Below are 13,201 nucleotides of genomic sequence, written 5' to 3'. Positions count from 1 at the left end.
AAGACACGCTTGCCGCAGGCCATCTGGCGCCGTATCTTTGTCGCCTGATCAACGAATTGAATCCTTGCGATCATCTGTAGAGGGCATCATGAGCGGCGCTGGCATAAACTGGGACACCCTGGGTTTCGACTACATCAAGACTGATCTGCGCTTCCTGGCCACCTGGCGCGACGGCGCCTGGCAGGAAGGCACCCTGACCGAAGACAACGTCCTGCACATTGCCGAAGGTTCGACCGCCATTCACTACGGCCAGCAGTGCTTCGAGGGCCTCAAGGCCTACCGCTGCAAGGACGGCTCGATCAACCTGTTCCGCCCGGACCAGAACGCCGCCCGCATGCAGCGCAGCTGCTCGCGCCTGCTGATGCCGCACGTGCCTACCGACATGTTCATCGAGGCCTGCAAGCAGGTCGTGCGTGCCAACGAGAAGTTCATCCCGCCGTACGGTTCGGGCGGCGCCCTGTACCTGCGTCCGTTCGTCATCGGCGTGGGTGACAACATCGGCGTGCGCACCGCCCCCGAGTTCATCTTCTCGGTGTTCGCCGTGCCGGTAGGTGCCTACTTCAAGGGCGGCCTGAAGCCGCACAACTTCTCCATCTCCACCTACGACCGCGCCGCCCCACAAGGCACCGGCGCCGCCAAGGTGGGTGGCAACTACGCCGCCAGCCTGTTGCCGGGTGCCGATGCCAAGAAGCACAACTTCGCCGACTGCATCTACCTGGACCCGCTGACCCACTCGAAAATCGAGGAAGTCGGTTCGGCCAACTTCTTCGCCATCACCGAGCACAACGAGTTCGTCACGCCCAAGTCGCCGTCGGTACTGCCAGGCATCACCCGCCTGTCGCTGATGGAACTGGCTGAAACCCGCCTGGGCCTGAAAGTGGTGGAAGGCGACGTGTTCGTCGACCAGCTGGCCCAGTTCAAGGAAGCCGGCGCCTGCGGTACCGCCGCGGTCATCTCGCCGATCGGCGGCATCCAGTACAACGACAAGCTGCACGTGTTCCACAGCCTGGAAAGCGTGGGCCCGGTGACCGTCAAGCTCTACAACGAGCTGACCGGCATCCAGCACGGCGACGTTGAAGCCCCAGCGGGCTGGATCGTCAAGGCCTGATGTAAACCCGTAGCAGCGGCCCCAGGCCGCGTCCGGGGCCAACTTTGCGCTGGCGCCGGACGCGGCCTGGCGGCCGCTGCTACGGGGTTATGCTGTCACCCGGCCGGTGACGAAATGGCCGGGGTCGTTGTAGCCCGGCGTCGACGGATGCCCCGGCGTGACCAGGCTGTCGATGAACGCTTCATCTTCCGCCGTGATCTTCACCTCCAGCGCGCCGCTGTAGGTATCCCACTGCGCCTCGGTGCGCGGCCCGACGATGGCCGAGCTGACCAGCTGGTTGTTCAGCACCCAGGCAATCGCAAACTCGACAATCCCCACGCCCTTGGCGGCCGTGTATTCCTGAATGGTGCGGGCAATGTGCAGCGACTCGTCGCGCCATTCGGTCTCCAGGATGCGCTTGTCCTGGCGCGCGGCGCGGCTGCCGGCCTCGGGCGCCTTGCCTGGCGTGTATTTGCCACTGAGCACGCCACGGGCCAGGGGGCTGAACGGCACCACGCCCAGGCCGTGGTAAGCCGCGGCGGTGAGCTGCTCGGTTTCCACCTGGCGGTTGACGATGTTGTACAGCGGCTGGCTGGCTACCGGTTTGTCCACGCCCAGGCGCTGGGCCACGTTGACGATCTCGGCCAGGCGCCAGCCACGGAAGTTGGACACGCCCCAGTGGCGGATCTTGCCCTGGCGCAGCAGGTCGCCGATGGCGCTGACTGTCACCTCCAACGGCGTGTTCAGGTCATCGCGATGCAGGTAGTAGAGGTCGATGTAGTCGGTGCCCAGGCGGGTCAGGCTGGCTTCCACGCCGTTGAAGATATGCTTGCGGCTCAGGCCGCTGCGGTTCGGCACGCCATCGGCCGGGCCGAAGCCGACCTTGGTGGCCAGCACCCAATCGTGACGGTTGCGGGCAATCGCCTCGCCGACGATCTCCTCGCTGCGGCCGTTGTTGTAGACGTCGGCGCTGTCGATGAAATTGATGCCCTGGTCCCAGGCTTTGTCGATGATAGGCAGGGCGTCCTCGGTGGCCGTCTGCTCGCCGAACATCATGGTGCCCAGGGTCAGGGCGGAGACTTTCAGGCCACTGTGGCCCAGTGCGCGGTAAATCATCGGTGGCATCCCTTTGCGATGGTGTGAGGGCAAAGGTACTGCAAGGGGGGAGGGTGCGCACCTGAAACCTGTGTTAGTGGCCACTGCTACAGACGTTCCGCGATCTGTAGCAGCTGCCGCAGGCGGCGTCCGGGTTCGCTGCGGTCGGTGCCTTGGACGCGGCCTGCGGCGGACGGCCGCCCCGCCGCTGCTACAGAAACCGCGTTGCCTGCATCGCGACCAAGGTCGGCTCCTACAGCGTGCGTGGTAGGAGCCGGCCTTGGCCGCGATGCAAACGACGCGATCGGCGGGTTGCGCGCGTGCCTGTAGGCAGCTGCCGCAGGCGGCGTCCGGGCTCGCTGCGGTTGGTGCCTTGGACGCGGCCTGCGGCCGCTGCTACAGGATTCTCACCGCTTGCCCGCCACCTTCCACGCCACCGCGCTACCCACCACGATCAACCCCGCCAGCGCATACAGCGCCGCGTCGGTCGAACCGGTCTGGTCCTTGATGAAGCCGACGATGTAGGGGCTGAGGAACCCGGCCATCTGGCCCACGGAGTTGATGATCGCCAGGCCACCGGCGGCCACGCCGGCGCTGAGGAAGGCGGTGGGCAGCGGCCAGAACATCGGCAGGCCGGTGAGGGCGCCCATGGTGGCCAGGCTCAGGCCGACGATGGCGATGGCCGGGGTGGCGGCGAAGTTCACGGCGATGACCAGGCCGATGGCGCCCATCAGCATCGGCACCACCAAATGCCAGCGGCGCTCGTTGCGCAGGTCGGCCGAGCGGCCCACCAGCAGCATGAAGATACCCGCCAGCAGGTACGGAATGGCGCTCAGCCAGCCAATCACCAAGGCGTCGCTGAAGCCCAGGTTCTTGATGATCGACGGCAACCAGAAGTTGATCGCATACACGCCGCTCTGGATGCAGAAGTAGATGAAACCCAGCACCCAGATCAACGGCGTGGCGAACACCGCGCCCAGGGACTCACGCTGCTGCGCCGGCTTGCTGCGGGCGTCCTCGGCGAGGTCGGCTTCCACCACCGCGCGCTGCTGGGGCGTGAGCCAGGTGGCCTTGGCGAAGCTGTCGCTGAGCAGGAAATAGGCCATGGCGCCCAGCACCATGGTCGGGATGCCCTGGATCAGGAACATCCACTGCCAGGCGGCCAGGCCCTGCTGGCCGACGGCGAAGTGGTTGAGAATCCAGCCCGAGAACGGGCTGCCCAGCAGGCCCGACACCGGGATGGCCGACATGAACAGCGCCATGATCCGCCCGCGGCGCGCGTCCGGGAACCACTGCGAGAGGTACAGCACGATACCGGGGAAGAACCCGGCCTCGGCGGCGCCGGTGAACAGGCGCAGCACGTAGAACTCCATTGGCGTGGTGACGAACAGCAGGCAGGTCGACAGGCCGCCCCAGGCCAGCATCATCAGCGCGATCCAGCGCCGCGGGCCGAAGCGGGTGAGGGCCAGGTTGCTCGGCAGGCCGCACAGCACGTAGCCGATGAAGAAGATGCCGGCGCCGAGGCCGTAGATGGTTTCACTGAACTTCAGGGCATCGAGCATCTGCAACTTGGCGAAGCCGACGTTGACCCGGTCCAGGTAGTTGAACAGGTAGCAGATGAAGATGAAGGGGATCAGCCGCAGGGTGATGCGCCGGTACACAGCGTCCCTGACGCCTGGGGTGCCTTGGTCAAGGGCGATGGTTGTAGACATGGGGTTTCTCTCTGTTTTTATGTTATTTGCGGCTATCGTGAGCCACCCTTGAGTGTCGGCGAGGCGCGTGGCAGTGTCTTTGTGCGTTTGCACAGCGCCGCGCCGCCCGGGCTGTGCGACTCTACAGATGTGAACAGGACTTTTTTCCCTATGTTCGAACTTGATCATGACCTGGCGCAAGACATTGTCGACCGCGCGATGGCCATTCTGCCGTGCAACGTCAACGTCATGGACAGCCAGGGGCTGATTTTGGGCAGCGGCGAGCCCGAGCGCATCAACACCCGCCACGAGGGCGCGCAACTGGTGTTGGCCAACGGCCGCGTGGTGGAGCTGGACGCCCAGGCGGCGCAGTGCCTCAAGGGCGTGCAGCCGGGGGTGAACCTGCCGCTGCTGCTGGACGGCCGGCTGATCGGCGTGCTGGGCCTGACCGGCGACCCGGCGCAGCTGCGCACCTTCGGCGAGCTGGTGCGCATGACCGCTGAAATGCTCCTGGGCCAGCGCCGCCTGCAGGTGGAACAGCACTGGCGCCGCCAGCGCTGCGACGACCTGCTGGCCTTGCTGCTGGGCGGCACGGGCGAGTCGCCGCGGCTGCTGGACGAGGCCCGGCAGATGGGCCTCAAGCCGCAGCTGCCGCGCACCCCCTGCCTGTTCGAGCTCAAGGCGGCGCAAAGCACCGAGGCGCTGGCGGCGTGGCTGCAGAGCCGCTACCCGGACAGCTGGTGCGTGAGCCCCGCGGCCGGCTCGTTGCTGTGGTGCCGCCCGGCCAGCGTCAGCCTGGATGAGGCGCGGCTGCTCGACAAGTTCGAGGCCCAGGGCTGGCCGGTGCAGCGCCTGGCGCTGGGTGAGCCGGCCGACGACCTGGCCGGCTTGCGCCGTGGCTACCGCTGGGTGCGCGACCTGCTGGCCTACGGCCGCGACATCGTGCCCCAGCGCCGCAGCCTGCCGCTGGCGCGCTACCGCCTGCCGGCGATGCTGTGGCGCCACCGCAGCGACGACAGCCTGGACGAATGGCTAGGGCCGCTGCACAAGGTCATGGCCAAGGACGCCAGCGGCCAGCTGTTGGCGACCCTGCGCGCCTGGTGCGAGCACGACGGCCAGAGCCAGGCCTGCGCCGACGCCCTGGGCATCCACCGCAACAGCCTGCGCTACCGCATGGAGCGCATCGCCGAGCTGAGCGGCATCGACCCCAACCGCCTGGAAGGCATGCTCACCCTGTACCTGGGGGTGCAGCTGTTGCCCGGCGATTTGTCCATTTGAACAACAACGGTCGCCTGCGCTTGTGCAGCAGCCCGGCGCAGGCGCCTCGGGCAACTGGCAGCATGGGCCCTACAAGAAAACCGGAGTAGCCGTCATGAAAATCGTCATTGCCCCCGACTCGTTCAAGGACAGCCTCAGCGCTGCCGGCGTCGCCGCCGCCATCGCCGAAGGCCTGGCCCAGGCCTTGCCCCAGGCCGAACTGGTGCAGTGCCCCATGGCCGATGGCGGCGAGGGCACCATGGAGGCGATCCTGGCGGCGTGCGCCGGCGAGTTGCGCAGCCTCACCGTCGAAGGCCCGCTGGGCAGCCCGGTGCAGGCCCGCTGGGGCTGGCTGGCCGACAGCGCCACGGCCATCATCGAAATGGCCGAGGCCAGCGGCCTGCAGTTGGTGCCGGTGGACCAGCGCGACGCCTGCACCAGCAGCACCTACGGCACCGGCCAGCTGATTGGCGCGGCGCTGGACGCCGGCGCCCGCCGGGTGATCCTGGCCATCGGCGGCAGCGCCACCAACGACGCCGGCACCGGCATGCTGCGCGCCCTGGGCCTGCAACTGTTCGGCGCCGACGAGCAACCGCTGGCCAAGGGCGGCCTGGCCCTGGCGCAGTTGGCGCGGCTGTCGTTGCACGGCCTGGACCCGCGCCTGGCCCAGGTGCGCTTCGAGGTGGCGGCCGATGTCGACAACCCCCTGTGCGGCCCCCATGGCGCCTCGCACATCTTTGGCCCGCAGAAGGGCGCCAGCCCCGCACAGGTGCTGCAACTGGACGCCGCCCTGGGCCACTTCGCCGAGCACAGCGCGGCAGTGCTGGGCCAGGACCTGCGCGAATCCCCGGGCGCGGGTGCAGCCGGCGGCATGGGCTTCGCCGCCAAGGCGTACCTGGGCGCTACCTTCCGCCCGGGCGTGGAAGTGGTGGCCGAATTGACCGGCCTTGAGCAGGCGGTGATTGGCGCCGACCTGGTGATCACCGGGGAAGGGCGCTTCGACGCCCAGACCCTGCGCGGCAAGACTCCCTTCGGCGTTGCCCGCGTGGCGGCGGCGCACCAGGTACCGGTGCTGGTGATCGCCGGCACCCTGGGCGAAGGCTACGAGCAGATGTATGCCCACGGCGTCACCGCCGCCTTCGCCGTCACCAGCGGCCCCATGACCCTGGACCACGCCTGCCGCCACGCCGCGCTGCTGCTGCGCGACCGCGCGCGGGATATTGCGCAGGTGTGGGCGCTGGGGCGCGCCTGACCCGTAGCAGCGGCCACAGGCCGCGTCCCAGACACCCCGCAGGCCAATTTATTAGACTTTGGTGCGATGCAATGTCGCACCAATGTATGACATCGTATGAGCGTTGATACCGCTGCACCCCTTGCGTCATCTCTCGGTCAGCCCCTGCGCTGACATCGTTCCGATAAAAACATCAGGTCGTCGCGGCGCCCCCGTGGGCGTGGTCGCGGGCCATCATCATTCTGGAGAAAACGCACTATGAGCACTGCACGTGCTTCCACCACGCGGCGCCTGCTGCCGAGCCTGCTCGGCGTGGTGATGCTGCTGATGGGCCTGGCCCTGCTGGCGGGCGGCGTCAAGCTGGCCAGCCTGGGCGGGTCGTTGTATTACCTGTTGAGCGGCATCGGCATCGCCTTCACGGGCCTGTTGCTGCTGGCCGGCCGCCGCGCCGCCTTGCCGCTGTACGCGCTGGTGCTGTTCGCCAGCACCCTGTGGTCGTTGTGGGAAGTGGGCCTGGACTGGTGGCAACTGGTGCCACGCCTGGCCCTGTGGTTCGTGCTGGGCCTGGTGCTGTTGCTGCCCTGGTTCCGCCGCCCGCTGCTGCAAGGCGCGCCGTATGCCTTGGGCAATGGCAGCTTGACCGTGGCCGTGGTGCTGGCCGGCGCTGCCGCCGTGGCCAGCCAGTTCACCAGCCCCGGCGAGATCAAGGGCGAGTTGAACCGCGAAACCGCCGGCACCACCAGCGCCGCCCCGGCCATGCCCGACGGCGACTGGCAGGCCTATGGCCGCACCGCGTTTGGCGACCGCTATTCGCCGCTGGCGCAGATCACCCCGGCCAACGTCGCCAAGCTGCAGCCGGCCTGGAGCTACCGCACCGGTGACATTCCCGGCCCGAACGACCCGGGCGAGACCACCGCGGAGAACACCCCGCTGAAGGTCAACGGCATGCTCTACGTGTGCACCCCGCACAGCAAGGTCATTGCCCTGGACCCCGACACCGGCAAGGAAATCTGGCGCTACGACCCGCAGATCAGCACCCAGAACGCTGCCAACTTCAAGGGCTGGGCGCACATGACCTGCCGTGGCGTGTCGTACCACGATGACGCCGCCTATGCTGCCAGCGAGCAAAGCCCGGCCGCCGCGCCGAACGCCTGCCCGCGCCGGCTGTTCCTGCCCACCGCCGACACCCGCCTGATCGCCCTGAACGCCGACACCGGCAAGGTCTGCGAAGGCTTCGGCGACAAGGGCCAGGTCGACCTGCGCGCCAACATCGGCAGCTTCACCGCCGGTGGTTACTACTCCACCTCGCCACCCGCGGTCACCAAGGACCTGGTGGTGATCGGCGGCCACGTCACCGACAACGTCTCCACCGACGAGCCGTCGGGCGTGGTGCGTGCCTATGACGTGCACGACGGCCACCTGGTGTGGAACTGGGACAGCGGCAACCCCGACGACACCACGCCCATCGCCCCGGGCAAGACCTACACGCGCAACTCGCCGAACATGTGGTCGCTGATCAGCGTCGACGAGAAGCTGGGCCTGATGTACCTGCCCATGGGCAACCAGATGCCTGACCAGTGGGGTGGCAACCGCAGCGCGGCCGCGGAGAAATACAGTGCCGGCGTCACCGCGCTGGACATCGCCACCGGCCACGTGCGCTGGACCTACCAGTTCACCCACCACGACCTGTGGGACATGGACGTGGGTGGCCAGCCGAGCCTGATGGACATCAAGACCGCCGACGGCCTCAAGCCTGCGGTGATCGCGTCCACCAAGCAGGGCAGCGTCTACGTGCTGGACCGCACCAACGGCCAGCCCATCGTGCCTATCGACGAGCTGCCGGTACCGGGCGGCACCGTGCCGGATGACCACGCCGCGCCGACCCAGCCCAAGTCGCAGCTCAACTTCATGCCGCCGGTGATGACCGAGCGTGACATGTGGGGCGTGACCCCGTTCGACCAGATGCTGTGCCGCATCGACTTCAAGAAGCTGCGCTACGACGGCCCGTTCACGCCGCCGTCGCTGCAGGGCTCGCTGGTGTACCCGGGCAACTTCGGCGTGTTCGACTGGGGCGGTGTGTCGGTGGACCCCGAGCGCCAGATCATGTTCGTCAACCCCAACTACATGGCCTTCGTCGACAAGCTGGTACCGGCCGCGGACGTGGCCGCCATGCCCGCGCGCAAGAGCGAGACCGAGGGCATCCAGGCCAACAAGGGCGCGCCCTATGGCGTGATCATGAACGCCTTCCTGTCGCCCATGGGCCTGCCGTGCCAGGCACCTGCCTGGGGCTACGTGGCAGCGGTAGACATGACCACCCACCAGGTGATCTGGAAACACAAGAACGGCACCGTGCGTGACAATTCGCCAGTGCCGCTGCCGTTGACCATGGGCGTGCCCGCGCTGGGCGGCACCTTCATGACCAAGGGCGGCGTGGCGTTCCTGAGCGCCACCCTGGACCAGTACCTGCGCGCCTATGACGTGCGCAACGGCCGGCAACTGTGGGAAGCGCGCCTGCCCGCCGGCGCCCAGACCACGCCCATGACCTACACCGGCAAGGATGGCCGCCAGTACGTGCTGGTGGTCGCCGGCGGCCATGGCTCGCTGGGCACCAAACAGGGTGACTACGTGATGGCGTACGCGCTGCCGAAGTAACCCACCATCCCGTAGCAACAACTGTCCTGTGGGAGCTGGCTTGCCAGCGAGCTGTTGAGGCCCGAAAAGCTCGCTGGCAAGCCAGCTCCCACACAGCAAAGTTGCTGCTACGGGGTTTGTGTATGGGTCATGACTTTTTCGGTCATATTCGCAGCCTGGCCCGCTGCTTACTCTGTCTCCAAGGAAAAATCACTTGGAGAACAATCATGAACAAGCTGCTGACCCTCGCTGCCCTGACCCTGGGCTTCGCCGCCACCGCTGCCCACGCCGACCCCGCGCAAACCTACCGTTATGGCCAACACCTGGACATCGCCAAGGTCATCGATGCCGGTGACATTCCCGACGTGTGCGCCGTGGTGCCGGTGACCATGACCTACGAAGACAGCCAGGGCCAACGCCACTCGCTGGTGTACCGCGTGATGGGCAAAGGCTGCTCCAACTAAGCCAGCGCTTCCGTTATTCTTGGCGCATTCCCCTAGCGCCGAGCCCTGCATGAATTTACGCCACCTGCTGTATTTCAAGACCATCGTCGAGCGTAAATCCATTGCCGCCGCTTCCGAGGCGCTGCACATCGCCCAACCGCCGCTCAGCCAACACCTCAAGGCCCTGGAGGCCGACTACGGCCTGCAACTGTTCGAGCGCCAGGGGCGCGGGCTGCTGGTGACCGAGGCGGGGCAACACCTGTACCGGCGCGCCTGCGAGCTGCTGAACCTGGCGGATGAGATCGACGGCGAAATGCGCGGCCTGGCCCAGGGCGTCAGCGGCAAGGTCAGCATCGGCACGGTGACCTCGGGCGCTGCCTTCCTGGCATGGGTGGTGGGCCAGTTGCGGGTGCAACTGCCGGGCGTGCTGTTCTCGATTTACCACGCTGAGCCTGCGGTGCTGGAGGACATGCTGCAGACCCGCCAGCTGGACTTCGCCCTCAGCCAATGGCCAGTGACCAACCCGTTGCTGCACACCGAAGCCTTGCAGGCCCTGACCCTGGCCGCCGTGGAAGCCACGCCGGGCCTGTTGCCGGACGCCGACGCCTGCACCCTTGCAGACCTGGCCAAGGTGCCGCTGATCGTGGTGCGTCGGCGCCAGGGCCACGGTTTCTACGAGCGCGTGCAGCAGGCGTTCAGCGAGGCGCAGCTGCGCCCCGAGGTGGCCTTCGAATGCTCCGACATTTCCGCCGCTTTGGCGCTGGCCAAGGCCGGGGCAGGGGTGGCGCTGCTGCCGGTGTGGCCGGGCGACCAGGCGCTGGAAGGGCTGCGCCAGCGGCGGGTCAGTGGTCTTGCCAGCGACGAGCGCCTGGTGCTGGCCTGGCTGGCCGAGCGCGACCGCCTGCCGGTGGTGGCGCAGGCGGTCAAGGCCTTCCAGCAGTTGCCTCAGTAGCCGGTGCTGGCTGACAGGCTTTCCCACTCATCGATCTCCGCCTGCAACGCCTTGAGCTTGGCGCGCACCAGTTGCAGGGCGTCTGCACCCAGTAGCAGGTGGCGCGGCGGCTTGTCGGCGTTCACCAAGGCCAACAGCGCCTGCGCGGCCTTGTCCGGGTCGCCCGGCTGGTGGCCGCTGCGCGCTTCGCGGGTCTGGCGGATGGGGTCGAACAGGGCGTCATAGTCTTTGATGCTGCGGTGCGTGCGCACCATGGACCGGCCCGCCCAGTCGGTACGGAACGAGCCCGGCGCCACGGCCGTCACCTTCACCCCCAGTGGCTCAACCTCCTGGGCCAGGGATTCGGAGATGCCCTCCAGGGCGAACTTGCTGCCGTGGTAATAGGAGATGCCCGGCAGGGTCATCATGCCGCCCATGGACGTGATGTTGATGATGTGCCCGCTGCGCCGCTCGCGCATGCCCGGCAGCACCGCCTTGATCATCGCCACCGCGCCGTAGACGTTGACGTCGAACTGGCGTTGCAGCTCGCTCAGCGGCGATTCCTCCAGCGTGCCCTCGTGGCCGTAGCCGGCGTTGTTGACCAGCACGTCGATGGCGCCGTGGCGGGCCAGCAGGCCGCTGACGGTGGGCTCGATGGCGGCGAAATCGCTCACGTCCAGCACTACGCCGTGGGCGTTGTGCGCATGCAGGCGCTCGAAATCGGCCACCGCGTCGGCGCGGCGCAAGGTGCCGATCACGGTGTGCCCGGCGGCCAGCGCGGCCTGGGCGAAGGCACGGCCGAAGCCGGAACTGACGCCGGTGATCAGAAAGGTTTTATGGCTCATGGCAAGGCTCCTTCAGGGGGTTGCAACAGCCTAGCCCTACGCGGGCGGCCTGCGTAGCGCCAAAACTCCTGCGCTTTTGCCTGATCCTGCGGTGTAGCCGCTGCCGCAGGCTGCGCTGGACCTGCGCCGCACTGAATATCCGGCCAGCGCAGCCTGGCGGCAGCGGCTACAGTTAGCTAAGTGCTTGCAAGCGTGATGGCTTCTTGCTATCTGTCGGTGAGGGATCCCCATCGAGGTACGTGTGAACCGGTTTGAAAGCTTGACCCAACTGGTCGACAATAATGACAACGTCTACACCCGGCAACGGCTGCGCGGGTTTCCCTGGTTGCGCTTCGAGCCGGCGCTGGAGCAGGAATACCGCGAGCTCAACTACCAGGGCTTCCAGCGCACCCGCAACGGCTCGGCGCTGCTGCTGATGGTGGCGTTGCTGGGCTTCCTGGCCCTGGACGTATGGTACGGCTACACTGCGCATTTCCCGCCCGCGTCGTTCTTCGCCATTGGCGCGCGGCTGGCCACGGTGCTGTTCACCTGCCTGGGCTACCGCAAGGTGCGCCAGCAGTCCCAGGTGGCGGCGGGGCAGCGCTGGGTGGTGGCGGTGCTGGGCGTGACCTGTGTCAGCTCCATTACCATGATGCTGCTGTATGCCCGCTACCACAGCGAGTTTCAGCTGCCGTTGCTGCTGGACGCGGTGATCCTGCTGTTCATCACCGTGCTGTTCCCGGTGGGGCTCAGCGTGCACGTGGCCATGGCCATGGCGCTGCTGATTGCCCTGGCCAGCTGGAGCCTGACGCCCTGGGTGGCGGGTGACCTGCTGGACCAGCAGTTCGCCGCGTTTATGCCGTTCCAGGTGTCGTCGCTGGTGGCGTTGTTGGCGTTGCGTTACTACCACGAGCGTTCGTTCCGCACGCTGTTCCTGCTGCGCGGCTCGCTGCACGCCATGGCCAGCACCGACGCCCTGACCGGCCTCTACAACCGCCGCGCCTTCGAGATGCTCGGCCGCCGCGCCCTGGCCCAGGCCACCCGCGAGGCGCAGCTGTGCGCGCTGATGCTGGTGGATGTCGACCACTTCAAGCGCTACAACGACCTGCACGGCCACCCGGCCGGCGACCGCGCGCTACAGGCCATCGCCAGCCGCCTGGGGCGTTTCCCGCGCCGGCCGCTGGACCTGGCCGCGCGCCTGGGTGGCGAGGAATTCGTGCTGCTGTTCGCCGGCGTCGACCGCGACTTCGCCGCGCGCATCGGCGACGAAGTCCGCGCCGCCGTCCAGGCCCTGGGCATCGCCATCGACAACGACGGCACGCCACTGACCGTCAGCGTCGGCGTGGCCCTGGGCATCCCCGGCTGCGACCCGGACGAGCTGTACCAGCGCGCGGACCAGGCGATGTACAAGGCCAAGAGGGAAGGGCGGAACAGGGTGTGCGTGGGGGTATGACCTACCCCGGCCACTCAAATCCATCAAGCCAACGCACAAAGGCCGGCAACACCAATCCATCAGGCAAACGCACAAAGGCTGGCAACGCCAATCCATCAGGCCAACGCACAAAGGCCGGCAACGCCAATCCATCAGGCCAACGCACAAAGGCCGGCAACGCCTCTCCATCAGGCCATGGCACGGTGCAACAAATGTAGCACCGGCCGTTAGGCCGGGTCGCGCCGTGCGGACGGCGCTCGATCTCAAGAGCGCCACACCTCTCCCGACATGTACCTGCGCGCCGTGACGCAATCTTCCGACGAACCCACCGAATCCAACCCGCAACCCGCAACCCGCAACCCGCAACCCGCGTAGCCGCTGCCGCCAGGCTGCGCTGGCCCAAACGTGCGCTGAAGATCTTCGGCGTGGCTTGCAGGTGCATGCCTGAAGCCTTGCAGCGCTTCCAAAATCGAGCGCCGCCCGCGCGGCGCGACCCGGCCTAACGGCCGGTGCTACATTTGTTGCACCGTGCCATGGCCTGATAGATAGGCGTTGCCAGCCTTTGTGCGTTTGCCTGAT

General features: G+C 67.3%; 10 protein-coding genes. 7 read left to right on the top strand and 3 right to left on the bottom strand.

Annotation, left to right across the window (positions count from 1 at the left end; genetic code table 11):
* The first annotated feature begins 88 nt into the window (after nt 1–88).
* Entirely contained in the window at nt 89–1,108 is a 1,020-nt protein-coding gene (locus AC0J42_RS15830; RefSeq protein WP_416424526.1) for a branched-chain amino acid aminotransferase, read from the top strand.
* An 87-nt stretch (nt 1,109–1,195) separates the two neighbouring features.
* Here the strand turns inward: AC0J42_RS15830 and AC0J42_RS15825 are convergent, their stop codons facing one another.
* A complete protein-coding gene (locus AC0J42_RS15825) occupies nt 1,196–2,203 on the bottom strand; it encodes an aldo/keto reductase (RefSeq protein WP_473002361.1) in 1,008 nt (335 codons plus the stop codon).
* A gap of 386 nt (nt 2,204–2,589) precedes the next feature.
* Nucleotides 2,590–3,894 carry an MFS transporter gene (locus AC0J42_RS15820; protein ID WP_416424524.1) on the bottom strand — a complete coding sequence of 435 codons (1,305 nt, stop codon included), beginning with the start codon at nt 3,892–3,894 and terminating at the stop codon, nt 2,590–2,592.
* Nucleotides 3,895–4,044: 150 nt separating this feature from the next.
* On the opposite strand from AC0J42_RS15820, the gene AC0J42_RS15815 reads away from it, so the two are divergent.
* The 5 genes from AC0J42_RS15815 to AC0J42_RS15795 all read left to right on the top strand — a co-directional run bounded on the left by AC0J42_RS15815 (nt 4,045) and on the right by AC0J42_RS15795 (nt 10,387).
* Nucleotides 4,045–5,151: a sugar diacid recognition domain-containing protein gene (locus tag AC0J42_RS15815; protein WP_473002360.1), complete on the top strand. Its 1,107-nt coding sequence runs from the start codon at nt 4,045–4,047 to the stop codon at nt 5,149–5,151.
* Between the two features lie 94 nt (nt 5,152–5,245).
* Nucleotides 5,246–6,382, top strand: coding sequence for a glycerate kinase (locus tag AC0J42_RS15810; protein WP_473002359.1), 1,137 nt, complete (start codon nt 5,246–5,248; stop codon nt 6,380–6,382).
* 237 nt (nt 6,383–6,619) lie between these two features.
* Nucleotides 6,620–9,013 carry a glucose/quinate/shikimate family membrane-bound PQQ-dependent dehydrogenase gene (locus tag AC0J42_RS15805; RefSeq protein WP_416424521.1) on the top strand — a complete coding sequence of 798 codons (2,394 nt, stop codon included), beginning with the start codon at nt 6,620–6,622 and terminating at the stop codon, nt 9,011–9,013.
* A 206-nt stretch (nt 9,014–9,219) separates the two neighbouring features.
* On the top strand, nt 9,220–9,456 hold the full coding sequence (locus tag AC0J42_RS15800) for a DUF2790 domain-containing protein (protein WP_473002358.1): 237 nt from the start codon (nt 9,220–9,222) through the stop codon (nt 9,454–9,456).
* Between the two features lie 49 nt (nt 9,457–9,505).
* Entirely contained in the window at nt 9,506–10,387 is an 882-nt protein-coding gene (locus AC0J42_RS15795; RefSeq protein WP_473002356.1) for a LysR family transcriptional regulator, read from the top strand.
* Here the strand turns inward: AC0J42_RS15795 and AC0J42_RS15790 are convergent.
* Nucleotides 10,381–11,211: an oxidoreductase gene (locus tag AC0J42_RS15790; protein ID WP_473002355.1), complete on the bottom strand. Its 831-nt coding sequence runs from the start codon at nt 11,209–11,211 to the stop codon at nt 10,381–10,383. The two genes, AC0J42_RS15795 and AC0J42_RS15790, sit on opposite strands and share 7 nt — an antisense overlap.
* A gap of 241 nt (nt 11,212–11,452) precedes the next feature.
* On the opposite strand from AC0J42_RS15790, the gene AC0J42_RS15785 reads away from it, so the two are divergent.
* A complete protein-coding gene (locus tag AC0J42_RS15785) occupies nt 11,453–12,643 on the top strand; it encodes a GGDEF domain-containing protein (RefSeq protein WP_473002354.1) in 1,191 nt (396 codons plus the stop codon).
* The last annotated feature ends 558 nt before the right edge of the window (nt 12,644–13,201 follow it).

Source organism: Pseudomonas sp. Tav-5-1A (assembly GCF_055755055.1).
The sequence above is the reverse complement of the archived record's forward strand: the minus strand, read 5'-3'. Positions and strand labels throughout refer to the sequence as shown.

Coding starts and splice junctions, on each gene's coding strand:
- AC0J42_RS15830 (WP_416424526.1), top strand. CDS start 89: ATGAGCGGCGCTGGCATAAACTGGGACACCCTGGGTTTCGACTACATC.
- AC0J42_RS15825 (WP_473002361.1), bottom strand. CDS start 2,203: ATGATTTACCGCGCACTGGGCCACAGTGGCCTGAAAGTCTCCGCCCTG.
- AC0J42_RS15820 (WP_416424524.1), bottom strand. CDS start 3,894: ATGTCTACAACCATCGCCCTTGACCAAGGCACCCCAGGCGTCAGGGAC.
- AC0J42_RS15815 (WP_473002360.1), top strand. CDS start 4,045: ATGTTCGAACTTGATCATGACCTGGCGCAAGACATTGTCGACCGCGCG.
- AC0J42_RS15810 (WP_473002359.1), top strand. CDS start 5,246: ATGAAAATCGTCATTGCCCCCGACTCGTTCAAGGACAGCCTCAGCGCT.
- AC0J42_RS15805 (WP_416424521.1), top strand. CDS start 6,620: ATGAGCACTGCACGTGCTTCCACCACGCGGCGCCTGCTGCCGAGCCTG.
- AC0J42_RS15800 (WP_473002358.1), top strand. CDS start 9,220: ATGAACAAGCTGCTGACCCTCGCTGCCCTGACCCTGGGCTTCGCCGCC.
- AC0J42_RS15795 (WP_473002356.1), top strand. CDS start 9,506: ATGAATTTACGCCACCTGCTGTATTTCAAGACCATCGTCGAGCGTAAA.
- AC0J42_RS15790 (WP_473002355.1), bottom strand. CDS start 11,211: ATGAGCCATAAAACCTTTCTGATCACCGGCGTCAGTTCCGGCTTCGGC.